Source organism: Burkholderia vietnamiensis LMG 10929, from assembly GCF_000959445.1.
Taxonomy (GTDB): Bacteria; Pseudomonadota; Gammaproteobacteria; order Burkholderiales; family Burkholderiaceae; genus Burkholderia; species Burkholderia vietnamiensis.
In genome coordinates this window covers 1,927,652-1,949,677 of record NZ_CP009631.1, presented here as the reverse complement: position 1 = coordinate 1,949,677, position 22,026 = coordinate 1,927,652, and the positions used below count along the sequence as shown (strand labels likewise).

Annotated in this window: 23 protein-coding genes; 8 read left to right on the top strand and 15 right to left on the bottom strand. The window is 67.3% G+C overall.

What is annotated here, in order from left to right; genetic code table 11:
* The first annotated feature begins 89 nt into the window (after window positions 1–89).
* Window positions 90–1,712, top strand: a complete 1,623-nt coding sequence (locus AK36_RS18875; RefSeq protein ID WP_045578964.1) for an NAD(P)/FAD-dependent oxidoreductase — start codon at window positions 90–92, stop codon at window positions 1,710–1,712.
* Between the two features lie 263 nt (window positions 1,713–1,975).
* Here the strand turns inward: AK36_RS18875 and AK36_RS18870 are convergent, their stop codons facing one another.
* The gene (locus AK36_RS18870) at window positions 1,976–2,272 is read right to left on the bottom strand and encodes a hypothetical protein (protein ID WP_045578963.1); all 297 of its coding nucleotides are present in this window, start codon (window positions 2,270–2,272) and stop codon (window positions 1,976–1,978) included.
* A gap of 179 nt (window positions 2,273–2,451) precedes the next feature.
* Between AK36_RS18870 and mutS the strand changes: the two genes are divergently transcribed.
* Both mutS and AK36_RS18860 read left to right on the top strand, forming a co-directional pair.
* Entirely contained in the window at window positions 2,452–5,109 is a 2,658-nt protein-coding gene (gene mutS / locus AK36_RS18865) for a DNA mismatch repair protein MutS (RefSeq protein ID WP_034192439.1), read from the top strand.
* Window positions 5,090–6,361, top strand: coding sequence for a metallophosphoesterase (locus AK36_RS18860; protein ID WP_034192438.1), 1,272 nt, complete (start codon window positions 5,090–5,092; stop codon window positions 6,359–6,361). Before mutS ends, AK36_RS18860 begins: the two co-directional genes overlap by 20 nt.
* On the opposite strand, the gene AK36_RS18855 is transcribed toward AK36_RS18860, so the two are convergent.
* The gene (locus AK36_RS18855; protein WP_011885380.1) at window positions 6,341–6,889 is read right to left on the bottom strand and encodes an FKBP-type peptidyl-prolyl cis-trans isomerase; all 549 of its coding nucleotides are present in this window, start codon (window positions 6,887–6,889) and stop codon (window positions 6,341–6,343) included. The genes AK36_RS18860 and AK36_RS18855 overlap by 21 nt on opposite strands.
* Window positions 6,890–6,921: 32 nt before the next feature.
* Between AK36_RS18855 and AK36_RS18850 the strand changes: the two genes are divergently transcribed.
* Together AK36_RS18850 and AK36_RS34745 are read left to right on the top strand one after the other, a co-directional pair.
* Complete coding sequence (locus AK36_RS18850) at window positions 6,922–8,142, top strand: cupin domain-containing protein (protein ID WP_045578962.1); 1,221 nt, start codon at window positions 6,922–6,924, stop codon at window positions 8,140–8,142.
* Window positions 8,143–8,196: 54 nt separating this feature from the next.
* Window positions 8,197–8,442: a hypothetical protein gene (locus AK36_RS34745; RefSeq protein WP_011657350.1), complete on the top strand. Its 246-nt coding sequence runs from the start codon at window positions 8,197–8,199 to the stop codon at window positions 8,440–8,442.
* 20 nt (window positions 8,443–8,462) lie between these two features.
* On the opposite strand, the gene AK36_RS33985 is transcribed toward AK36_RS34745, so the two are convergent.
* The 11 genes from AK36_RS33985 to AK36_RS18800 all read right to left on the bottom strand — a co-directional run bounded on the left by AK36_RS33985 (window position 8,463) and on the right by AK36_RS18800 (window position 17,942).
* Window positions 8,463–8,621 (bottom strand): hypothetical protein, encoded by a 159-nt coding sequence (locus AK36_RS33985; protein WP_014723266.1) that lies wholly within the window; start codon window positions 8,619–8,621, stop codon window positions 8,463–8,465.
* 168 nt (window positions 8,622–8,789) lie between these two features.
* The gene (locus AK36_RS18845; protein ID WP_011885382.1) at window positions 8,790–9,566 is read right to left on the bottom strand and encodes an MBL fold metallo-hydrolase; all 777 of its coding nucleotides are present in this window, start codon (window positions 9,564–9,566) and stop codon (window positions 8,790–8,792) included.
* Between the two features lie 4 nt (window positions 9,567–9,570).
* The gene (gene bamC, locus AK36_RS18840) at window positions 9,571–10,716 is read right to left on the bottom strand and encodes an outer membrane protein assembly factor BamC (protein ID WP_045578961.1); all 1,146 of its coding nucleotides are present in this window, start codon (window positions 10,714–10,716) and stop codon (window positions 9,571–9,573) included.
* Between the two features lie 111 nt (window positions 10,717–10,827).
* Window positions 10,828–11,733: a 4-hydroxy-tetrahydrodipicolinate synthase gene (gene dapA, locus AK36_RS18835; RefSeq protein WP_045578960.1), complete on the bottom strand. Its 906-nt coding sequence runs from the start codon at window positions 11,731–11,733 to the stop codon at window positions 10,828–10,830.
* Window positions 11,734–11,780: 47 nt separating this feature from the next.
* Window positions 11,781–12,383, bottom strand: coding sequence for a class I SAM-dependent methyltransferase (locus AK36_RS18830; protein ID WP_011885385.1), 603 nt, complete (start codon window positions 12,381–12,383; stop codon window positions 11,781–11,783).
* Between the two features lie 9 nt (window positions 12,384–12,392).
* Complete coding sequence (locus tag AK36_RS18825) at window positions 12,393–13,595, bottom strand: tryptophan--tRNA ligase (protein WP_011885386.1); 1,203 nt, start codon at window positions 13,593–13,595, stop codon at window positions 12,393–12,395.
* A gap of 8 nt (window positions 13,596–13,603) precedes the next feature.
* Window positions 13,604–14,266, bottom strand: a complete 663-nt coding sequence (locus AK36_RS18820; protein ID WP_011885387.1) for a site-2 protease family protein — start codon at window positions 14,264–14,266, stop codon at window positions 13,604–13,606.
* A 45-nt stretch (window positions 14,267–14,311) separates the two neighbouring features.
* Window positions 14,312–14,944: an L-threonylcarbamoyladenylate synthase gene (locus tag AK36_RS18815; protein ID WP_011885388.1), complete on the bottom strand. Its 633-nt coding sequence runs from the start codon at window positions 14,942–14,944 to the stop codon at window positions 14,312–14,314.
* Window positions 14,945–15,022: 78 nt separating this feature from the next.
* Window positions 15,023–15,853 carry a 3',5'-nucleoside bisphosphate phosphatase gene (locus AK36_RS18810; RefSeq protein WP_034192434.1) on the bottom strand — a complete coding sequence of 277 codons (831 nt, stop codon included), beginning with the start codon at window positions 15,851–15,853 and terminating at the stop codon, window positions 15,023–15,025.
* 82 nt (window positions 15,854–15,935) lie between these two features.
* Window positions 15,936–16,826, bottom strand: a complete 891-nt coding sequence (locus tag AK36_RS18805) for an alpha/beta fold hydrolase (protein WP_011885390.1) — start codon at window positions 16,824–16,826, stop codon at window positions 15,936–15,938.
* Window positions 16,827–17,084: 258 nt separating this feature from the next.
* Window positions 17,085–17,942: a ferritin-like domain-containing protein gene (locus AK36_RS18800; RefSeq protein WP_045578959.1), complete on the bottom strand. Its 858-nt coding sequence runs from the start codon at window positions 17,940–17,942 to the stop codon at window positions 17,085–17,087.
* A gap of 151 nt (window positions 17,943–18,093) precedes the next feature.
* On the opposite strand from AK36_RS18800, the gene AK36_RS18795 reads away from it, so the two are divergent.
* From AK36_RS18795 to AK36_RS18785, 3 genes are all read left to right on the top strand, one after another.
* On the top strand, window positions 18,094–18,618 hold the full coding sequence (locus AK36_RS18795; RefSeq protein ID WP_045578958.1) for a gamma carbonic anhydrase family protein: 525 nt from the start codon (window positions 18,094–18,096) through the stop codon (window positions 18,616–18,618).
* A gap of 25 nt (window positions 18,619–18,643) precedes the next feature.
* Entirely contained in the window at window positions 18,644–19,591 is a 948-nt protein-coding gene (gene hslO, locus AK36_RS18790; protein WP_014723272.1) for an Hsp33 family molecular chaperone HslO, read from the top strand.
* 163 nt (window positions 19,592–19,754) lie between these two features.
* A complete protein-coding gene (locus AK36_RS18785) occupies window positions 19,755–20,108 on the top strand; it encodes a hypothetical protein (protein ID WP_011885394.1) in 354 nt (117 codons plus the stop codon).
* Between the two features lie 97 nt (window positions 20,109–20,205).
* Here AK36_RS18785 and ftsB read toward each other — a convergent pair whose 3' ends face one another.
* Entirely contained in the window at window positions 20,206–20,628 is a 423-nt protein-coding gene (ftsB, locus tag AK36_RS18780) for a cell division protein FtsB (RefSeq protein WP_011885395.1), read from the bottom strand.
* A gap of 81 nt (window positions 20,629–20,709) precedes the next feature.
* Window positions 20,710–21,993, bottom strand: a complete 1,284-nt coding sequence (gene eno, locus AK36_RS18775; protein WP_011885396.1) for a phosphopyruvate hydratase — start codon at window positions 21,991–21,993, stop codon at window positions 20,710–20,712.
* Window positions 21,994–22,026 lie beyond the last annotated feature (33 nt).

Here is a 22,026-nt window from a genome sequence, read left to right as displayed (position 1 = left end):
CGGCTTTTCGCGCCACCGCCTCGCCTGCGCGCCGGCTCTCGCCTGTTTCAACACCGCCACGGCTTCGTGGCGACCGTATCCGAATACTCATGTTACGGCTAAGCGAAATCAAACTCCCGCTCGACCACCCCGAGAGCGCTCTCGAGGCCGCCATCCGCGCGCGCCTCGACGAGCTCGGCGTGCCGGCAGACGGGCTTCTGCGCTACACGGTGTTCCGCCGTGCGCACGATGCGCGCAAGCGCGCCGACATCAAGCTCACCTACATCGTCGATGTCGAGGTCAAGGACGAAGCGGCCGTGCTGCCGCGACTCGCCGGCACGCCGCATTGCGGCGTCACGCCCGACATGACGTACCACTTCGTGACGAAGGCGCCCGAGCACGGCAACTTCCTGCGCCCGGTGGTGATCGGGATGGGGCCGTGCGGGCTCTTTGCCGGGCTGATCCTCGCGCAGATGGGCTTTCGCCCGATCATCCTCGAACGCGGCAAAGCCGTGCGCGAGCGCACCAAGGACACGTTCGGACTGTGGCGCAAGAGCGTCCTCAATCCCGAGTCCAACGTGCAGTTCGGCGAAGGCGGCGCCGGCACGTTCTCCGACGGCAAGCTGTACAGCCAGATCAAGGATCCGCATCACTACGGCCGCAAGGTGCTCGACGAGTTCGTCAAGGCCGGCGCGCCGGAGGACATCCTGTATCTGAGCCGGCCGCACATCGGCACGTTCCGCCTCGTCAGCATGGTGGAAAAGATGCGCGCGACGATCCACGCGCTCGGCGGCGAAGTGCGCTTCGAAACCCGCGTCGAGGACATCGACATCGAGCAGGGCAAGGTTCGCGCGCTGAAGCTGTCGAACGGCGAAACGCTGCGCTGCGATCACGTGGTGCTGGCCGTCGGCCACAGCGCGCGCGACACGTTCCAGATGCTGCACGATCGCGGCGTGTTCATCGAGGCGAAGCCGTTCTCGCTCGGCTTCCGGATCGAGCATCCGCAGGGCTTGATCGACCGCAGCCGGTTCGGCAAGTTCGCGGGCCACAAGCAGCTCGGCGCGGCCGATTACAAGGTGGTCCACCACTGCAGCAACGGGCGCGCGGTGTACAGCTTCTGCATGTGCCCGGGCGGCACGGTCGTCGCGGCGACCTCCGAGCCCGGCCGCGTGGTCACCAACGGCATGAGCCAGTATTCGCGCGCCGAGCGCAACGCGAACGCGGGGATCGTCGTCGGCATCACGCCGGAAGACTATCCGGGCGGCCCGCTCGCGGGCATCGCGTTCCAGCGCAAATGGGAGGAACGCGCGTTCGAGCTCGGCGGCGGCGATTACAGCGCACCGGGCCAGTTGGTCGGCGATTTCATCGCGGGCCGGCCGTCGACGTCGCTCGGCTCCGTCGTGCCGTCGTACAAGCCGGGCGTGCGGCCGACCGATCTCAGCACTGCGCTGCCCGACTACGTGATCGAAGCGATTCGGGAAGCGCTGCCGCAGATCGACAAAAAGATCGCCGGCTTCGCGATGCACGATGCGGTGCTCACCGGCGTGGAGACGCGCACGTCGTCGCCGATCCGCATTCGGCGCAAGGACGATTACCAGAGCGTGAACGTCGAAGGTCTGTATCCGGCCGGTGAAGGCGCCGGGTATGCGGGCGGCATCTACTCGGCGGCCATCGACGGGATCGAAGTCGCGCAGGCGCTGGCGCTCGATCTGATGTCGAAGCAGGCGTCCTGACGTCGGCGGCAGGCTCGGCGCGCGATGGCTGCGGCGCCGAGCCGATCGTCATGCCGTCGCGGCCCTGCTCCAGAACGTTCGCGTTCCGTGAGAGTGCGTCGTGCGCCGGTTACGCGAACCGCCGCGCTCGCGCTTTCGACGGTCGGCCATCATCGGTCGATACGCACGATACTCGGTCAAGCGGCAAGCGAACGGTCATGCGGGCGTCGGTGCGGTAATCGCCGGCGATTTCACGCAGTGGAACCACCGCCGCGGTCATCCGGCTAATCGTCAAGACCGAGCAGCACGTTTCTGTAATGGGCGCGCGCGACACGGACCACCGCTTGCCCGAAGACGAATCCGCCCACGGCGCCTCCGACAGCCGCTCCCGCGACCGGGTGCCCCGCCGTTGCGCCGAGCCCGGCCCCGAGTGCCGCGCATAGGGCGCACGCGAGCAAACCGGTCCAGGTCTGCCAATGGCGCCAGCTACGGAAATACGCGCGTCGCCAGTTGACGCGCCTGTCGCGCGCCGACAGATTCGCCAGTTCGGGGATGCTCTTCAACGTCCAAAAGACTTCCATCGCCGATCTCCTGCTTGGTTGTTCACGCCGTGGAATCGTATGTGATCGGGCGCGATGTCGACAGACCGGAAACGCCCCGCACTGAATGCGCGCAACTGGCCGAACGGTGAACTTCGCGCTTGTCGGTCGGGGCCGCTGGTAAACTCGGGCAACCCAAGCAACAACTTTACGCCGGATCTATGACCACGCTGTCGCCCGAGGCCTTTGCTGGCCACACCCCGATGATGCAGCAGTACTTGCGCATCAAGGCCGACCACCCGGACACGCTCGTCTTCTACCGGATGGGCGACTTCTACGAGCTGTTCTTCGAAGACGCCGAGAAAGCCGCGCGTCTGCTCGACCTGACGCTTACCCAGCGCGGCGCATCGGCGGGCAACCCGATCAAGATGGCCGGCGTCCCGCACCACGCGGTCGAACAGTATCTGGCGAAGCTCGTGAAGATGGGCGAATCGGTCGCGATCTGCGAGCAGATCGGCGATCCGGCCACCTCGAAGGGCCCGGTCGAGCGCAAGGTCGTGCGCGTCGTCACGCCCGGCACGCTGACCGACGCGGCGTTGCTGTCGGACAAGAACGACGTCTATTTGCTGGCGATGTGCACCGGCCACAACAAGCGCGGCGTCGCGGTCAATATCGGCCTCGCGTGGCTGAATCTCGCCAGCGGCGCGCTGCGGCTCGCCGAAATCGAACCCGACCAGCTCGGCGCGGCACTCGAGCGCATCCGCCCGGCCGAAATTCTCACCGCAGACGGCGCGACCGACGCCGTGCCGGCCGGCGCAGGCGCGGTCAAGCGCGTGCCGGCGTGGCACTTCGACATCGCGTCGGGCACGCAGCGCCTGTGCGACCAGCTCGACGTTGCCGGCCTCGACGGCTTCGGCGCCCATTCGCTGACGAGCGCATGCGGCGCAGCCGGCGCGCTGCTGCTGTATGCGGCAGCTACGCAGGGCCAGCAGCTACGGCACGTGCGCAGCCTGAAGGTCGAAAGCGAAACCGAATACATCGGCCTCGATCCGGCGACGCGCCGCAACCTCGAGCTGACCGAAACGCTGCGCGGCACCGAATCGCCGACGCTGTATTCGCTGCTCGACACCTGCTGCACGACGATGGGCAGCCGCCTGCTGCGTCACTGGCTGCACCACCCGCCGCGCGCATCGGTCGCCGCGCAGTCACGCCAGCAAGCGATCGGCGCGCTGCTTGATGCGCCCGCCGACGCAAACCTCGACGCACTGCGCAGCGCGCTGCGCCAGATCGCCGACGTCGAACGGATCACCGGGCGTCTCGCGCTGTTGTCCGCACGGCCGCGTGATCTGTCTAGCCTGCGCGACACGTTCGCCGCCCTGCCGGCACTGCGCGAGCGCATCAGCGCGATCGTCGCGAACGCCGATGCGCTCACCCGTGTCGACGCGGCGCTCGCGCCGCCCGCCGAATGCCTCGACCTGCTGACGAGCGCGATCGCGCCCGAGCCGGCCGCGATGGTGCGCGACGGCGGCGTGATCGCGCGCGGCTACGATGCGGAGCTCGACGAACTGCGCGACATCTCCGAGAACTGCGGTCAGTTCCTGATCGACCTCGAAGCGCGCGAGCGCGCACGCACGGGCATCGCGAACCTGCGCGTCGAATACAACAAGGTGCACGGCTTCTACATCGAGGTCACGCGCGGCCAGACCGACAAGGTGCCCGACGACTATCGCCGCCGCCAGACGCTGAAGAACGCCGAACGCTACATCACGCCCGAGCTGAAGACCTTCGAAGACAAGGCGCTGTCCGCGCAGGAGCGCGCGCTGGCTCGCGAGCGCGCGCTGTACGACGGCGTGCTGCAGGCGCTGCTGCCGTTCATCCCCGAATGCCAGCGCGTCGCGTCGGCGCTCGCGGAGCTCGACGTGCTCGCGGCCTTCGCCGAACGTGCGCGCACGCTCGACTGGGTTGCGCCCACCTTCACCGACGACATCGGCATCGAGATCGAGCAGGGCCGCCATCCGGTCGTCGAAGCGCAGGTCGAGCAATTCATCGCGAACGACTGCCGGTTCGGCGCCGATCGCAAGCTGCTGCTGATCACCGGCCCGAACATGGGCGGTAAGTCGACGTTCATGCGGCAGACGGCGCTGATCGCGCTGATGGCGTACGTCGGCAGCTACGTGCCGGCGAAGTCGGCGTGCTTCGGGCCGATCGACCGCATCTTCACGCGGATCGGCGCGGCCGACGACCTCGCGGGCGGCCGCTCGACGTTCATGGTCGAGATGACCGAAGCCGCGGCGATCCTCAACGACGCGACGCCGCAAAGTCTCGTGCTGATGGATGAAATCGGGCGCGGCACGTCGACGTTCGACGGCCTCGCACTCGCATGGGCGATCGCGCGTCATCTGCTGGCGCAGAACGGCTGCTACACGCTGTTCGCGACGCACTACTTCGAGCTGACGCAACTGCCGAGCGAATTCCCGCAGGCGGCGAACGTCCACCTGTCGGCCGTCGAGCACGGCCACGGCATCGTGTTCCTGCATGCGGTCAACGAGGGGCCGGCGAACCAGAGCTACGGGCTGCAGGTCGCCCAGCTCGCGGGCGTGCCGGCGCCGGTGATCCGCGCGGCCCGCAAGCATCTCGCGTATCTCGAGCAGCAGTCGGCCGCCCAGCATACGCCGCAGCTCGACCTGTTCAGCGCCCCGCCCGCGGCGGCCGACGATGTCGAATGCGCCGACGCGCCGGCGCCGTCCGACGCCACGCATCCGGCGCTCGACCGGCTGCGCGACATCGATCCCGACGACCTGAAGCCGCGCGAAGCGCTCGACTTGCTGTATGAACTGCGGACGCTCGTCCGCTCGCACGATGCCGACGGGCACGCATAAACGCGTTGCACGGGGCCGGCGCGCCGGCCTTGCCGCCGCGCTGACTGTGGCGGCGCTCACGCTCGCCACGGCCGGCGCGTTGGCGGCCACGCCCAAACGCGGTGCGGCGCCCTACTCGTTCGCGGTCGTGTCGAGCGTGATCGACGTGCCGGCCGACGAACCGGCCGCGCAACGGCTGTTCGAAGCGATCGCACGCGAACGCAGCGTCGCGTTCGTAGTCTATGCGGGCGACATCAAGGGCGCGAAGGAAGCGTGCCGCGATTCGCTGTATGCGCAGCGCGGTGCAATCCTGAGCGCGACGCGCGTGCCTCTGGTGTTCATTCCCGGCAACCACGACTGGGTCACGTGCGGCACCGCGGCCGGCGGCGGTTACGATCCCGTCGAACGGCTGGATTTCCTGCGGCAGACCTTGCTTGCCGACACCGCGCTGCCCGATCCCGGCGCGCTGCCGATCACGCGCGAAAGCGAAGTCGCACGGTTCCGGCCATATCGCGAAAACGCGCGCTGGATCCGCGACGACGTCGTCTACGTCGCGCTGAACGCGCCGGCGCCGAACAACCATTTCCTGACGGCCGGCGGCCGCAACGGCGAATTCGAGGATCGTGTGATCGCGAACGGTTTCTGGCTCGACCATGCGGCCGAATTCGCGAAGCGGCGCGAAGCGCGCGCGATGGTGGTGATCTTCGAAGGCGACCCGCAGTTCGATCGCTATGAACGCGCCGAACGCTTTGCGTGGCTGCGCTTCAACCGGCCGCGCGCACGCGACGGCTTTCGGGAACTGAAACGGGCGCTGGTGAAGGCGGCCGCGACATTCCGCGGCCCGATCCTCGTGATGCACGCGAGCGGCGAGCCGCTCGCGAACGGTTTTCTGATCGATCGCCCGCTGCATGCGGACGATGGCGCACTGATCGGCAACGTGACGCGCGTCGCGTTCGGCCCGCGCCATCCGGCGCATCAGTGGGTGAAGGTCAATGTGTCGCCGGCCCGGCAGACCGTCTTCAGCGTGAGCCTGCAGGACGTGCCGAAAGACGTGCCGGTTCCGCCTGCACTGCCGGCCGCACCGCGCAACGACGTGCCGCTGCCGCAGATGCCCGAGATTCCCGCGTTGCCGGCATTGCCCGATGCGTCGTCGGTCGCGCCGCCGCTGCAGGGCGACGGCACGACGCCGGCCGGCGCGTCGTGGCCGGTGCCGCCCCCTGCTTCAGGGCCGGCGTCCGGCCAGCCTGCCAGCTCAGTGCAGGGTGCGCCCTGACGGCGTGTCGCCGTCTTCCTCTTCGTCCTCGTCTTCGTCGACGATCTCGAGGCCTTCCGCGCCATGCGCGTGCTCATGCTCGATCTCGTCCTCGGTCGCTTCGCGAACGTCCTTGACGGTGAGTGCGAAGCGCAGCGCCATGCCGGCGAGCGGATGATTGCCGTCGAGCACGACCTTGTCTTCGGCGATGTCGGTGACCGTGTAGATCAGCGAATCCACTTCCTCGTCGGCGTCCTCCGGCGTGCCTTCAAACTGCATGCCGATTTCGAGCGGTTCGGGAAAACGATCGCGCGGCTCGACCTTCACGAGTTCGGGATCGTAGTCGCCGAACGCGTCCTGCGGCTCGAGCTGAACCTGCGCCTGGTAGCCGGGCTCCTGGCCGTCGAGCTGTTCCTCGATCTTGGGGAACGTGCCATCATAGCCGCCGTGCAGATAGACCATCGGCTCGTCGCTTTCCTCGATCAGATTGCCTTGCGCATCCGACAGCTTGTAAGCGACCGACACGACGGTGTTTTTTGCGATTTTCATCCAATTCTCCCAATTACAACTGTCATTATACGATGCGCAACCGGTCTCCAGCCGAACCGCGGGAAGCCGCTGCCGCCCCATTCGGCGCGCCGCCTTCCGATCTTCCCACACCGCTGCTCGGCGGTCTCACGCCGGCGCAGTTCATGCGCCGCTACTGGCAGAAAAAACCGCTGCTGATCCGCCAGGCGATTCCCGGCGTGAAGCCGCCGCTCACGCGCGATGCGCTGTTCGACCTGGCTGCAGACTATGACGCCGAATCGCGTCTGATCACGCATTTTCGTAACAAGTGGCAACTCGCGCACGGGCCGTTCGAACCGGGCGCGCTGCCGGCCGTATCGCGCAAGACGTGGTCGCTGCTCGTGCAGGGGCTCGACCTGCACGTCGACGCAGCGCGCGCCCTGCTCGACCGCTTCCGTTTCATTCCGGACGCCCGGCTCGACGACCTGATGATTTCGTACGCGACGGACGGCGGCGGTGTCGGCCCGCACTTCGACTCGTACGACGTGTTCCTGCTGCAGGTCGAAGGCCGACGCCGCTGGCGCATCGGCGCGCAGAAGGACCTGTCGCTGCTGCCGGACGTGCCGCTGAAGATCCTCGAGCATTTCGAGCCGAGCGACGAATGGGTGTTGGAGCCGGGCGACATGCTGTACCTGCCGCCGCACATCGCACACGACGGCGTGGCCGAAGGCGAATGCATGACCTGCTCGATCGGATTCCGGGCACCGTCGGCCGGCGAACTCGGCGCACAATTCCTGTACTACCTCGCCGAACGCGGCGGCCTGCGCGACGCGCGCGGCGACGAACTGTACCGCGACCCGAAGCAACCGGCCGTGGACACGCCGGCCGAGCTGCCGCCCGCGATGGTCGAACGCGTCGCCGAGATCGTCGACGCGATCCGCTGGCGCAAGCGCGACGTCGCCGAATTCCTCGGCTGCTATCTGAGCGAGCCCAAATCCAACGTGGTATTCGAGCCGCCGGCACGCCCGCTGTCGGAGGCGGCATTCGTCAAGCAGGCTGCCCGTCGCGGCGTATCTCTCGACAGAAGGGCCACATTGATGTATAACGCGCGCTCGTACTTCATTAATGGCGAAGAGGAACCGCTCGAGCAAGCCGGCGAATGGCTGCCCGAACTGGCCAATCTGCGCCACATGGAGGCGAAACGGTTTGTAACACTATCCCGGGTTCCCTCAATGACAGCCTTACTGCACGAGTGGTATTGTGCGGGCTGGATACGGGTCGGAAGCCGGATTTAGTGGACTACCCCGTATGCCCATGCAGATCAAATTTTGTATGGGAAAGACAACGTATTGACCCCGCATTTGTCGACGGTCGATAGGAAAGTGCATATAATTTCCGCCCAAGCCGTAGGGAAGATTCACGCTCTAGAAGTGCGTCTCCACCAGCGGCCCAGGTCGGTGTTGGAGCACATTACCGGTATTGTTTCGCGCTGTTGCTTACCTTTAACCATAAAAGGACGTGATCATGAAGAAATCCCTCCTCGTAGCTTCCCTGTTGGCTGCTGTTGCACTGGCTGCTTGCAACAAGAGCGCTGATCAAGCTGCTTCGTCGGCTGCTAGCGACGCCGCTGCTGCTGCTTCGTCGGCTGCTTCGGCAGTTGCTGGTGCTGCGAGCGACGCTTCGGCTGCAGCTTCGTCGGCTTCGGCTGCTGCAAGCGACGCAGCTGCTGCTGCGCCGGCATCGGCTGCTTCGGCAGCTCCGGCTTCGGGCGCAAGCCAGTAAGCCTCAGCGTCAGCTGAAAAAAAACCGGCCCGATGGGCCGGTTTTTTTATGCCTGCGGTTTGCGCGCATCGCGCACCGCATCGAAGGCCATTCGGCCCGGGCGCTGACGCGCGCCGCTTCTGCTCTCCCGCTCCGCCGCCTTGCGCTATCCCCCGCTCGCTCAGTCGAGCGCCAGCCAGTCGAAACCCGCGTCCTGCGTCGCCACGACCACCTCGTCGCCATCGGTGCCCAGCACGCCCGCAAACGCCTGGCGGGCCAGTTCGGGACGGTTGTTCTGCTGGCTCAGATGCGCGGCCACCAGATGCCGCAGCCGGCTACGTTCGAGCGAGGCGAGAATGCCGGCCGCCGCATCGTTGCTCAGATGGCCGTGACTGCCGCCGATCCGCGCCTTCAGCGACTGCGGATAGCGGCTTCCGGCGAGCATCGCCGTATCGTGGTTCGATTCGAGCACCAGCGCGTCGCAGCCGCTCAGCACGGTCGTGATGTGCGGCGTGGCCATCCCGACGTCGGTCAGCACGCCGAGCCGGCGGCTACCGTCCATAAAGACGAACTGGAGCGGCTCGCGCGCGTCGTGCGGCACCGTATAGGGGATCACAGCCAGATCGCGGATGGCGGCCGTCTCGTCGCCCCACAGCACGTGCAGATCGACATCGGCCTCGTCCGCGCCCACCGCGCGCGCCGTGCCCCAGCTCATGTAGAGCGGCAGCGAAGCGCGCCGCGCCAGCGTCAACGCGCTGCCGACGTGGTCGCTGTGCTCGTGGGTGATCAGGATCGCATCGAGATCGTCGACGCCGAGATTCAGGCGGCCGAGGCGGCGCTCGACCTCCTTCGCAGAAAAACCGCAGTCGAGCAGCACGCGCGTGGTCGTCGTGCCGCTCGCGACTTCGACGACCAGCGCGTTGCCTTCGCTGCCGCTACCGAGGCTCGCGAAGCGCACGCGCTTAGTTCAGTTGCGCGTGCAACAGCGAAATGATCCGCTGCGCGTCCGACGAATTGTCGACCTGGCCGTTCGCGTCGACCACCGCGACCTGCGTGCCGCCGTTGCCCTGCGCACGCACGTTGACCAGATATTCCTTGCCCGGCTTGGCTGCCGACGGGCCGCCGTAGAACAGCTTGCCGAACAGGCCGTCACGCTTCAGCTCTTCCATCGTGTTCGCGTAACGAACCGTGTACAGGCCCTTCTCGCGGTCGCGATTGTCGACGGCGAAGTTGGTCCGGTCGAGCGCCAGACCCACGCGCAGCCACGCGCGATCGAACGATTCGGCGAGTTGCAGCGTCGCGGCGCCGCCGCTCGTGTCGCGGACCTGAGCCGGCGCGGTGGCCGGATGCGCGTCGGCGAGCAGTTGCTTCGCCTGCGCATCGGTGAGGCCGAACTTCTGCATCAGCTTCGACAGGAATACGGCCTCGAGCACCGGATTGCGCGGCCGCTCCTCCCAGCGCGACGACGTGCCGCCTTGCGGGCCGACCATCATTTCTTCCATCGCGCTATGCGTGATCGAGATGTCGGTGTTGCCGTCCGGCGTGCGGTTCACGAGCGTCCGGAAGCGATCGCGCGTGCCCGACGAATATGCGAAGTCGATGACCTTGCCGATCGTGCGGCGGAACCAGTCGTCCGGGATGTTGGCGCGATTCTCGGCCCAATCGGTGGCCATGATGCCCGTCGACGGCGCATCGGTCTTCAGCGAGAACCCGTTCTCCTGCCAGAACTCCTTCAGGATCGGCCACAGCTGCTCGGGCGTGCGGCCGTCGACGACGAGCCAGCGGCGGTCGCCGTCGCGCTCGATGTGCATGCCGAGCGGGTCCTGCGCGCTCGGGACGCCATCGGTCGCATTGCCGGCGGCCGTCTGCGCCCGCGGCGGCAGCGTGCCGAGGCCCGCATTGCTCGGCGGCGCGACGAACTGCTGCGTGGTCGGCACCGGCTTCAGGTCGCTCGGTACCGCGAGCGGCGGCGCCGAGCCCGTGTTCTTGTAGTTGACCCGGTCGGGAGCCAGATAATCGTTCAGCGTATCGCAGCCGGCGAGCGCACCCAGCGCCAGCGTCATCACCGAGACCTGGATGGCGCGTGAGGAAAAGGCGAAACGTTTCATGAAATCCTTCGTCTTGCTAGAACGCTCGTCAGGAGCGGCGCCGGACGGAGCCGGCCGGTGCGGGTTGATGAGGGGTCGAGCCGGCGGCCGCAGGACGCGGCCGCCCGCGCATCAGGCGAGGATGCCGGCCTCGACGAGGGCCGAACGCACGGCGTCGTGGCAGCGCTCGTCGAGCGGCGTGAGCGGCAGGCGGATGCCGCCCTGCATCTTGCCCATCGCCTGCAGCGCCCATTTCACCGGAATCGGGTTCGCTTCGATGAACAGGTTCTTGTGCAGCGACAGCAGCTTCATGTGCAGCGTGCGCGCCGTCGCCACGTCGCCGGCCAGCGCCGCGCGGCACAGGTCGCTCATCGCACGCGGCGCGACGTTCGCCGTCACCGAGATGTTGCCGTGCCCGCCGAGCAGCATCAGCGCGATCGCGGTCGGGTCGTCGCCGCTGTAGATCGCGAAACCCTTCGGGGCGGCCTTGATCAGGTGCGCGGCACGGTCGATGTTGCCCGTCGCTTCCTTGATGCCGATGATGCCGGGCACCTGCGCGAGGCGCAGCGTCGTCTCGTGCGCCATATCCGCGACCGTGCGGCCCGGCACGTTGTACAGGATCACCGGCAGGTCGACCGCTTCGGCGATCGCCTTGAAGTGCCGGTACATCCCTTCCTGCGTCGGCTTGTTGTAGTACGGCACGACCTGCAGCGTCGCGTCGGCGCCGACCGCCTTCGCCTGCTTGGTCAGCTCGATCGCCTCCGCGGTCGAATTGCCGCCCGCGCCCGCGATGATCGGGATGCGTTTGGCCGCATGCTCGACCGCCGTGCGGATCATCAGCACGTGTTCTTCGACGTTGAGCGTTGCCGACTCGCCGCTCGTGCCGACCACGACCAGCGCATCGGTACCTTCCTCGATGTGCCAGTCGATCAGTTTGCGGAACGCCGGCAGATCGAGACTGCCGTCTTCGAGCATCGGGGTGACGATCGCGGGGATGCTGCCGCGGATTTGAATGCCGTCTTGGGTGCCGTTAGCCATGAAACGCGATTGATTGATGTACCGGTAAACGTTGAGATTGTAGCGGATTAGCCGCGCAGTTCGTAACGTGGAATTCCCGCCCCTGCCGTCGCGGGTGCGCACTCGCGCACCGCGCAGATGCGCTGAACGAACGCGGCGCGCGGCCCGGCGACGAATCCGTCCTCGTACGCGACCACCCGCAGATGCCCGCGCACGGCGTCCAGCAACTCGCCCGGCGCGAGCAGGAATGCCGGATTGGACGGCTTGCCGACCGTTTCGTTTCCTTGCGCGAAGGTTTCGTAGATCAGCACGCCGCCCGGCGCCACCGCATCGACCAGATGGGGCCAGAGCGGCCGATGCAGGTAATGGGTGACGACCACCGCGGCAAACGACGCGCCGGCCGGCAACGGCCACGGCGCACCTTCGAGATCGGCTTCGCGCACGTCCACGCCGGGAATCGTGCGCAGCGCCGCGAGCGCGGCAGCATCGCGATCGAGCGCGACGACGGCGTGCCCGCGCGACGCGAACCAGCGCGCGTGGCGGCCGCCGCCCGCGGCGACGTCGAGCACCGCGCCGTCCGCCGGCGCCAGATGCGACCAGCGCGCGACCCAGCCTGACGGCTCGGTCGCGGCGACGTGGCAGCCGGCGGCCGCGATGATGGGTTCGCGCATGTGCTCGACTCAGGTGTACGACAGGCCCATTGCCTCGCGCACGTCGCGCATCGTCTCGACCGCGTGCTTGCGCGCCTTGTCGCAACCGTCCGCGACGATTGCGCGCAGCAGCGACGGATCGTCCATGTACTTCTGCGCACGCTCGAGCATCGGCTGCTGTTCGCGCAGGATGCCTTCGACGACCGGCTGCTTGCAGTCGAGACAGCCGATGCCGGCCGAACGGCAGCCGTTCTGCACCCACTCGTGCGTGGTGGCGTCGGTATAGACCTGATGCAGTTGCCACACCGGGCACTTGTCGGGATCGCCCGGATCGGTGCGGCGCACGCGCGCCGGATCGGTCGGCATCGTGCGGACCTTCTTGGTGATGGTCTCCGCATCCTCGCGCAGGCCGATCGTGTTGCCGTACGACTTCGACATCTTCTGGCCGTCGAGGCCCGGCATCCGCGACGCTTCGGTCAGCAGCGCCTGCGGCTCGACGAGAATGATCTTGCGCGCGCCTTCGAGATAGCCGAACAGCCGCTCGCGGTCGCTCATCGACAGGCTCTGCGATTCCTGCAACATCGCGCGCGCCTGCTCGAGCGCCTCGTCGTCGCCTTCCTGCTGGTATGCGTTGCGCAGCTCGTGATAGAGCTTCGCACGCTTGCCGCCCAGCTTCTTCGCCGCCTCGAGCGCCTTCTCCTCGAAGCCCGGCTCGCGGCCGTACAGGTAGTTGAAGCGGCGTGCGATCTCGCGCGTCATCTCGACGTGCGGCACCTGGTCTTCGCCGACCGGCACCAGCGAGCCGCGATACAGCAGGATGTCGGCCGCCATCAGCACCGGGTAACCGAGGAAGCCGTAGGTCGACAGATCCTTGTCCTTCAGCTTCTCCATCTGCTCCTTGTAGGTCGGCACGCGTTCGAGCCAGCCGAGCGGCGTGCTCATGCCGAGCAGCAGCGCGAGCTCGGCATGCTCGGGGACCTTGCTCTGGATGAACAGCGTCGCCTGGGTCGGATCGATGCCGGACGCGAGCCAGTCGATCAGCACGTCCCACACGTTCTTCTCGATGACCTCGGGCGTTTCGTAGTGCGTCGTCAGCGCATGCCAGTCGACCACGCAGAAAAAGCACGGGTACTCGGACTGCAGCTTCACCCAGTTTTTCAGCACGCCGTGGTAGTGGCCGAGGTGCAGCGACCCGGTGGGTCGCATGCCGGAGAAAATACGATCTGGGAACATGGTTGTCGTTAGAAAAGCGAGGCGAAGGGGGACAGGATGGCGCTCAGCACGCCGGCTGCGGCATTCACGAGCGGACGCAGCCAGAAGTTCGTCAGCACGCCGGTCATGACCAGCAGCAGCACGATGATGAAACCGTACGGCTCGATGCGCGACAGCGCGATCGACTGCTTCGGCGGCAGCAGCGCCGCCAGGATGCGGCCGCCGTCGAGCGGCGGCAGCGGAAAGAGGTTCAGCACGCCGAGCACCAGGTTCGCGCTGACGCCCGCATAGGTCATCCGCGTGAAGAACGGCTCGTCGATGCCGGCGGCGGCCAGCACGACGGTCAGCATGCCCCACAGCAGCGCCTGCACGAAATTGCAGGCCGGCCCCGCGAGCGACACCCACAGGCTGCCCCAGCGCGGATTGCGCAGATTGCCGAACGATACCGGCACCGGCTTCGCATAGCCGAACAGGAACGCGCCGCCGGTCAGCACGTACATCGCGAGCGGGATCGCGATCGTGCCGAGCGGATCGATGTGCCGCATCGGATTGAACGACACGCGCCCCATCACGTACGCGGTGTTGTCGCCGAGCAGCCGCGCGGCATAGCCGTGCGCGGCCTCGTGCAGCGTGATCGCGAAGATCACGGGCAGCGCGTAGACGGCGATGGTCTGTATCAGGGAAGCATCCATATCGCGTTATTGTAACAAGCGCGCTCGCGCAAAAATGAATGGCGCTTACGCGGCCGACAACCCGAACGGTTCGAGCGCGCCGCGCCCGGCGCGCACGAGCTGCGGCGCGTCGCCCGTCAGGTCGATCACGGTCGACGGTTCGCGCGGGCACGCGCCGCCGTCGATCACCAGATCGACCTGCTTCTCGAGCCGCGCGCGGATGTCCTCCGGATCGTTGAGCGGCTCGTCGTCGGGCGGCAGGATCAGCGTCGTGCCGAGCAGCGGCTGGCCGAGCGATTCGAGCAGCGCGAGCGTGATCGCGTGATCCGGCACGCGCAGCCCGATCGTCTTGCGCGACGGGTGCGACAGCCGGCGCGGCACCTCCTTCGTCGCCTGCAGGATGAACACGTAAGGGCCCGGCGTCACCGACTTGATCAGCCGGTACTGGCGGTTGTCGACCATCGCGAAATTGGCCAGCTCCGACAGGTCGCGCACGAGCAGCGACAGATGCTGCTTCTCGTCGAGGCCGCGAATCCGGCGCACGCGCTCGACCGCGTCCTTGTCGTCGAGGTGGCACGCGAGCGCGTAGCTCGAATCGGTCGGCATCGCGATCACGCCGCCCTTGCTGACGATGTCGGCGGCCTGCTTGACGAGGCGCGGCTGCGGATTATCGGGATGAATCCTGAAGAACTGGGACATGGAGGCACGTAAAGAGGAAGGAGTCGGAGCGCGCCCGGGCGGCCGCGCGAACGGCGCGCGGCGCGCGGCCGCGCCGCGTCAGAGCCAGCGCTCCCAGACCGGTTTCAGGTCGGACGGCAACGGCGGCAGGCTGCCGAGCTCGACGCGACCTTCGCCCGGTGCGTGGAAATCCGACCCGCTCGACGCCTCGAAGCCGAAGCGGCGCGCGACGTCCGCGTATTCGCGATATTGATCGGGCGTGTGGCTGCCCGTAATGACTTCGATCGCGCGGCCGCCGAGATCGATGAATTCCGCGAAGAAGGCGTCGAACTCGACCGGCGTGTAGCGGTAGCGCCCCGGATGCGCGATCACGGCCTCGCCGCCGGCCGCGCGAATCCACGCGACCGCGTCGGACAGCGTGGCCCAGCGATGCGCGACGAAGCCCGGCTTGCCGTCGCCGAGCAGGCGGTCGAACACGTCCGTCAGCGATTCGGCGTGGCCGTTCTCGACCAGGAAGCGCGCGAAATGGGTGCGCGAGATCAGATCGGGGTTCGATACGTACTTCAGCGCGCCTTCGTAGGCGCCCGGGATGCCGAGCGTCTCGAGCTGCGCGCCGATCGCCCGCGCGCGCGCCGCGCGGCCGTGGCGGGTTTGATAGAGGCCGTCGATGAGCGCCTGGTTCGACGGATCGATGTTCAGCCCGACGATGTGCACCGTGCGCGACGCCCACGTGACCGAAATCTCGACGCCGCTCAGGTAACGCATGCCCAGCGCTTCCGCTTCGCAACGCGCCGCCGCCTGACCGCCGAGCTCGTCGTGGTCGGTCAGCGCCCACAGGGTCACGCCGCCCGCATGGGCGCGGCGCGCGACGTCGGCAGGCGACAGCAACCCGTCGGAAACATTCGAATGGCAGTGGAGATCAGCGTTCATTGTCGGTATGGCAGGTGAAACTTCATTCTACTGCAATGCGGCAATTCCGCTGGCCGCCTGCCCTGCCGCCGACGCCGCCGGCTCACGCGCAGAACGCCTCGATCAGCGCCGCGATCTGCGCCGGCTGGTCGTGATGGACCATGTGGCCGGCATCTTCCACGAGCTTCTCGCGCCAGTCGGCGAACGCGGCGAAGCGCGCCTTGAACTCCGGCAGCGGAATGTCGCCGGCGAGATACGCGAGCGTCGGCGAATTGACGGCCTCGACGTGCAGCACCTTCGCGCGCACCTGCTTCCAGATCGCCATTACCTCGTCGAGCCGGTACAGCTGCGGGCCGACCATCTTGTGGGCGGGATCGGCCAGCAGGTGGTACTGGCCATCGTCGCCGCGCTTCGACCAGTGCGCGGCAAGAAACGCGGCGCGACGCGGATCGAGGCGCGGATTCGTCTTGATCAGCCGGGCCGCCACGTCGTCGAGCGACGCGTAAGGACGCAGGACCGGCGGCTCGCGCAGCTCGTCGAGCCAGTTGCGCAGGCGGCGCGGCGCCTGTTCGGCGCGCGCCGGCGCGAGCCCGAAGCCTTCGAGGTCGACCACGCGCCGGACGCGCTCGGGCCGCACGCCCGCATACATGCAGACGACGTTCGCGCCCATGCTGTGCCCGACCAGATTCACTTCGCCGGTCGGCGCGTAGTGATCGACGAGCGCATCGAGGTCGCCCAGGTAGTCGTGGTACCAGTAATGGCCGCCGCCCTGCCGTGCGACCGGCCAGTCGGACAGGCCGAAGCCGCGCGCATCGGGCGCGATCACCTGCCAGTCGCCCGCCAGCGCCTCGACGACGAACTGGAACGACGCCGCGACGTCCATCCAGCCGTGCAGCATGAACAGCGTCGGCGCATCGGGCCGGCCCCAGCGCCGCACATGCAGCTTGACGCCGCGCACCGTGATGAAATCGGAAACAGAACTCGACATACCCATTGCAACCGCCAAAAAAGAATGATCGTTCGATTATAGCGAGGGCGCCAATTTTCCGGCGTGCCGCTGTCCGGGGCGCCGTCGAGGCGGCGCTCTAGCGGTGCGGCCGCATGGGCTGAGAGGCGCACCCGGCGCATCGACCGCGCCGGGCACCGCCGCGCGGGACGGAACGCGCCGCGTGTCGTGACGACGCGTGCTGGCCTCACGGACATCACGGCGATTTTTCGCAGCGTTCGCAGCACGCATCGACCGCGCGGCCGGCTAACCCGCTGCGCTGCCGCCTCCTGCGTCGTGTGCGGCCAGTTCGTCGAGTTCCGCCTGCTCGAAGCCCGCCGTGCGGCGCGCCTCGAAATTGAACGGGCCGCGCAGCCGCGGCGCGTGGTACTGCACGGCGAGTTCGCGGTACGCGCTGACCGGATCGCGGCCGGCTTCGTCGCACAGGTGCCGAAACCAGCGATTGCCGATAGCGACGTGGCCGATTTCGTCGCGCAGGATCACGTCGAGGATCGCGGCGGACGCATCGTCGCCTGCCTGCACGAGCCGCGCGCGGATCGGCGGCGACGCGTCGAGCCCGCGCGCCTCGAGCGTGCGCGGCACCAGCGCCATCCGCGCGAGCACGTCGTCGCGGGTCCGCTCGCACATTTCCCACAGGCCGTTGTGTGCAGGAAAATCGCCGTATGCGTGACCGAACTCGGCGAGCCGCCCGCACAGCAGCGTGAAATGATGGGCCTCTTCCGCGGCGACCTTCAGCCAGTCCGCGTAGAACGCCTGCGGCATCGCGGCGAAGCGCCATACGGCGTCGAGCGCGAGGTTGATCGCATTGAACTCGATGTGGGCGAGCGCGTGCAGCAGCACCGCGCGCCCCGCCGGCGAACGCATGCTGCGCCGCTCGAGCTGACGCGGCTCGACCAGCGGCGGGCGCGCCGGCCGGCCCGGCAGCCCGGCCGGTTCGTCGAAGCGGAACGCCGGCGCGATCGCGGCCAGGCCGGCAAGCCAGGCCCGCTGCAGCTCGCCGACTTGCGCGGCTTTCGCGACCGGCTCGCATACGCGCAGCGCGTCGAGCGCGGCGCGGCGCACGCAGACCGGCGCCGTGGCGGATTGGGAAGACTCGATGCTCATCGAACGGGGATCGTCCGTGCACGGCGCGAGAGCGGCGGCACGCGACGGTTTACAATAGAGGTTTGTGCCGCGCCGCATCCATCGCGTCGCGCCCGGCACGCCAGACGCGTCATTCTACCGGCGCCCATCATCGAAGAGACCAGGAGACTCCGTGACGATCTACAAACTGGGCGATACGGCCCCGACGATCCACGAAAGCGTGTTCGTCGCCGATACGGCGGCCATCATCGGCAAGGTCGTGCTCGAGCAGAACGCGAGCGTGTGGTTCGGCGCGACGATTCGCGGCGACAACGAGACGATCACCGTCGGCGCCGGCAGCAATGTCCAGGAAGGTGCGGTCCTGCATACGGACCCCGGTTTTCCGCTGACGATCGCCGAGAACGTGACGATCGGGCATCAGGCGATGCTGCACGGCTGCACGGTCGGCGAAGGTTCGCTGATCGGGATTCAGGCGGTGGTCTTGAATGGTGCGGTGATCGGCCGCAACTGTCTGGTCGGTGCCGGCTCGGTCGTGACGGAAGGCAAGACGTTCCCGGACAACTCGCTGATTCTCGGCGCACCGGCGAAAGTCGTGCGCGAGCTGTCGGCAGACGACATCGCGCGGTTGCGCGCCAATGCGAAGACGTACGTCGAGCGCCGTGCGCATTTCAAGGAGCAACTCGTGCGGATCGGCTGATCCGCGCGGATTTCAAGGAACCAGAGTGAGCGACCAGTTACAGAAATTCATGTTCAATTCGGCACCCGTGCGCGGCGAGATCGTGTCGCTGCGCAACACCTGGCAGGAGGTGCTGACCCGCCGTGACTACCCCGCCCCGGTGCGCACGGTGCTCGGCGAGATGATGGCCGCGTGTGCGCTGCTGTCCGCGAACCTGAAATTTCACGGCACCCTGATCATGCAGATCTTCGGCGACGGGCCGGTCCAGATGCTGGTCGTCCAGTGCAGCTCGGACCTGTCGATGCGCGCCACGGCCAAGTTCGCCGGCGAAGCCAGTACGATCGGCGACGACCTGGCGTTCGCGTCGCTCGTCAACGCGAGCGGCCACGGCCGTTGCGTGATCACGCTCGACCCGGCCGACAAGCTGCCGGGCCAGCAGCCGTACCAGGGCATCGTGCCGCTGAACGGCGTCGACGGCCCGCTCGAATCGGTGTCGCAGGTGCTCGAGCACTACATGCACCATTCGGAGCAGCTCGACACGCGCCTGTGGCTCGCGGCCGATCGCGACCGCGCGGTCGGCATGCTGCTGCAGAAGCTGCCGGGCGACGGCGGCATCGTGCCGCGCAATGCCGAGACCGACGCCGACACGTGGGAGCGCGTCTGTACGCTCGGCGGCACGATGTCGGCGAAGGAGCTGCTCGAAGTCGAGCCGGAGGTCGTGTTCCGGCGCCTCTTCTGGCAGGAGAACGTGCAGCACTTCGAGCCGGCCGGCACGCGCTTCCAGTGCACGTGTTCGCGCGAAAAGGTCGGTGCGATGCTGCGCATGCTGGGCCGCGACGAAGTCGACAGCGTGATCGTCGAGCGCGGCCACGTCGAAATCCACTGCGAGTTCTGCAACCAGCGCTACGAATTCGATCCGGTCGACGTCGCGCAGCTGTTCGCCGCGCCGGAACTCGGGACGGGCATCACGCCCGCGACCGAACAGCGCCACTGAGCCTGCAGCCTCGCGTCCCGACTCGCGAGTGCGACGTCGGCGCGGGCGCATAATGGAGGCACTCGCAACACGGGGCCGGCGCCGACGCATCACCGGCCCGGCCTCAGTCACAAGCCGCTTGCCGCGGGCCTTGCCCGCGTCCGGCGCGCCGCTGGAGAAACCCATGCATCAAACCTTCCGCACGCTCCTTCTGACCGGCATCGCAGCCGGCACGCTGGCACTCGCCGGCTGCGCGGTGCAGCCGCCTTCGTCGACGATCCTGAGCCGTCTGCCCGAGCCGGGCGCAGCCGGCGGCCAGCCGCCGACCTTGTCGAGCGCCGAGCGCAAGCGCTACGACGAGATCGATCGGCAGGCGATGCGCGAACAGCACGAAGCGATGGCGGCCGAAGCCGCGGCGCGTGCGTGGGCGAATTACACGCCGCCGCCGGTGAACTTCTACGGCGGCTATTCGAGCGGCGGCTGGGGAAACCGGTGGGGCACCGGCGTGACCTACGGCTATCCGGGCTGGTGGTGGTGACACCCGAGCGCGGCGGCGGCTTCGATTGAAAACCGTCGGGAAATAAAAAAGCGCGGTATTTCCCGCGCTTTTTCAATGATTCGGCTGCCCGCAGCGCTCAGTGATGAGCGCCCTTCTTCTCGCCACCGTGATGTCGTGACGGCCGCGCGATCGACTGCGGATTCGGTACGACGCGCACCGGCGCCGAGGACACCGCGCCGCGCGTCGACGTGCTCGACGGCGTGTTGTTGAGCGGCAAGGCCGGCGCGTTCGGCGACACGAACTGCACGAACACCTCGCCGTCCTTCACCATCCCCATCTCGTAGCGCGCACGCTCCTCGATGGCCGCGGTGCCGCTCTGCAGATCCTGCACCTCACCGGCGATCCGCTCGTTGCGCAGCTTCTCGTCCGCGTTCTTCTGCAGCTGGTCGCCGAGCTGCTGGCGCAGTTCGTGCACCCGCAGCCAGCCGCCGTGTCCCCACCATAGGGGGTACTGAATGAGCGCCAGCAAGGCAATCAGGACGACAGTGACAAGCCGCATGTAAGAGACGCAGATATAAGAAGCGCCGCTCAGCGCATGTGCACAGAGCGGCGTCGAGATGACGAACCCGATAGTAGCGCGTTAGCGCAGGTTATAGAAAGCCGATTTGCCCGGGTAGCTGGCGATGTCGCCGAGGTCTTCCTCGATACGCAGCAGCTGGTTGTACTTCGAGATGCGATCGCTGCGCGACAGCGAACCCGTCTTGATCTGACCGGCGTTCAGGCCGACCGCGATGTCCGCGATCGTCGAGTCTTCCGTTTCGCCCGAGCGGTGCGAAATCACGGCCGTATAGCCCGCGCGCTTCGCCATTTCGATCGCCGCGAACGTTTCGGTCAGCGTACCGATCTGGTTGATCTTGATGAGGATCGAGTTCGCGATGCCCTTCTCGATGCCTTCCTTCAGGATGCGCGTGTTCGTGACGAACAGGTCGTCGCCGACCAGCTGGACCTTCTTGCCGAGGCGTTCGGTCAGCAGCTTCCAGCCGTCCCAGTCGCCTTCGTGCATGCCGTCCTCGATCGACACGATCGGGAACTTGTCGGCCAGCGTCGCGAGGTAGTCGGTAAATTCGGCCGACGACAGTTGCAGGCCTTCGCCCGCGAGCTGGTACTTGCCGTCGTGGTAGAACTCCGATGCGGCGCAGTCGAGCGCGAGCAGCACGTCTTCGCCCGCACGGTAGCCGGCCTTTTCGATCGCCTGCAGGATCGTCGACAGGCACTCGTCGTTGCTGCCGAAGTTCGGCGCGAAGCCGCCTTCGTCGCCGACTGCCGTGCTCATGCCGCGGTCGCTCAGGATCTTCTTCAGCGCGTGGAACACTTCCGCGCCGCAACGCAGCGCTTCGCGGAACGTCGGCTGGCTGACCGGCACGATCATGAATTCCTGGATGTCCAGGCTGTTGTTCGCGTGCGCGCCGCCGTTCACGATGTTCATCATCGGCACCGGCAGCTGCATCGCGCCCGAGCCGCCGAAGTAGCGGTACAGCGGCAGGCCGGCTTCTTCGGCCGCTGCCTTCGCGACGGCCATCGACACGGCCAGCATCGCGTTCGCGCCGAGGCGCGACTTGTTGTCGGTGCCGTCCAGCTCGAGCAGCGTCTTGTCGAGGAACGCCTGTTCCGACGCGTCGAGGCCCATGATGGCTTCGGAGATTTCGGTGTTGATGTGCTCGACTGCCTTCAGCACGCCCTTGCCGTTGTAGCGGCCGGCTTCGCCGTCACGCAGTTCGATCGCTTCGCGCGAGCCGGTGGACGCGCCCGACGGCACCGCCGCGCGGCCCATCGTGCCCGATTCGAGCAGCACGTCGCATTCGACGGTGGGGTTGCCGCGCGAATCCAGAATCTCGCGGCCGATGATATCTACGATTGCACTCATGGGTTTCCTCTGAGAATGACGATGGATTCTTCA

Bases quoted from the DNA above. Each gene is read 5' to 3' on its own strand.
- AK36_RS18820 (WP_011885387.1), bottom strand. From the start codon at position 14,266: ATGGATGCTTCCCTGATACAGACCATCGCCGTCTACGCGCTGCCCGTG.
- AK36_RS18785 (WP_011885394.1), top strand. From the start codon at position 19,755: ATGCATCAAACCTTCCGCACGCTCCTTCTGACCGGCATCGCAGCCGGC.
- mutS (WP_034192439.1), top strand. From the start codon at position 2,452: ATGACCACGCTGTCGCCCGAGGCCTTTGCTGGCCACACCCCGATGATG.
- AK36_RS18815 (WP_011885388.1), bottom strand. From the start codon at position 14,944: ATGTCCCAGTTCTTCAGGATTCATCCCGATAATCCGCAGCCGCGCCTC.
- AK36_RS18805 (WP_011885390.1), bottom strand. From the start codon at position 16,826: ATGGGTATGTCGAGTTCTGTTTCCGATTTCATCACGGTGCGCGGCGTC.
- AK36_RS18860 (WP_034192438.1), top strand. From the start codon at position 5,090: ATGCCGACGGGCACGCATAAACGCGTTGCACGGGGCCGGCGCGCCGGC.
- ftsB (WP_011885395.1), bottom strand. From the start codon at position 20,628: ATGCGGCTTGTCACTGTCGTCCTGATTGCCTTGCTGGCGCTCATTCAG.
- dapA (WP_045578960.1), bottom strand. From the start codon at position 11,733: ATGGCTAACGGCACCCAAGACGGCATTCAAATCCGCGGCAGCATCCCC.
- AK36_RS18800 (WP_045578959.1), bottom strand. From the start codon at position 17,942: ATGAGCATCGAGTCTTCCCAATCCGCCACGGCGCCGGTCTGCGTGCGC.
- AK36_RS18810 (WP_034192434.1), bottom strand. From the start codon at position 15,853: ATGAACGCTGATCTCCACTGCCATTCGAATGTTTCCGACGGGTTGCTG.
- AK36_RS18825 (WP_011885386.1), bottom strand. From the start codon at position 13,595: ATGTTCCCAGATCGTATTTTCTCCGGCATGCGACCCACCGGGTCGCTG.
- AK36_RS18850 (WP_045578962.1), top strand. From the start codon at position 6,922: ATGCGCAACCGGTCTCCAGCCGAACCGCGGGAAGCCGCTGCCGCCCCA.
- eno (WP_011885396.1), bottom strand. From the start codon at position 21,993: ATGAGTGCAATCGTAGATATCATCGGCCGCGAGATTCTGGATTCGCGC.
- bamC (WP_045578961.1), bottom strand. From the start codon at position 10,716: ATGAAACGTTTCGCCTTTTCCTCACGCGCCATCCAGGTCTCGGTGATG.
- AK36_RS18830 (WP_011885385.1), bottom strand. From the start codon at position 12,383: ATGCGCGAACCCATCATCGCGGCCGCCGGCTGCCACGTCGCCGCGACC.
- AK36_RS18855 (WP_011885380.1), bottom strand. From the start codon at position 6,889: ATGAAAATCGCAAAAAACACCGTCGTGTCGGTCGCTTACAAGCTGTCG.
- AK36_RS18870 (WP_045578963.1), bottom strand. From the start codon at position 2,272: ATGGAAGTCTTTTGGACGTTGAAGAGCATCCCCGAACTGGCGAATCTG.
- AK36_RS18875 (WP_045578964.1), top strand. From the start codon at position 90: ATGTTACGGCTAAGCGAAATCAAACTCCCGCTCGACCACCCCGAGAGC.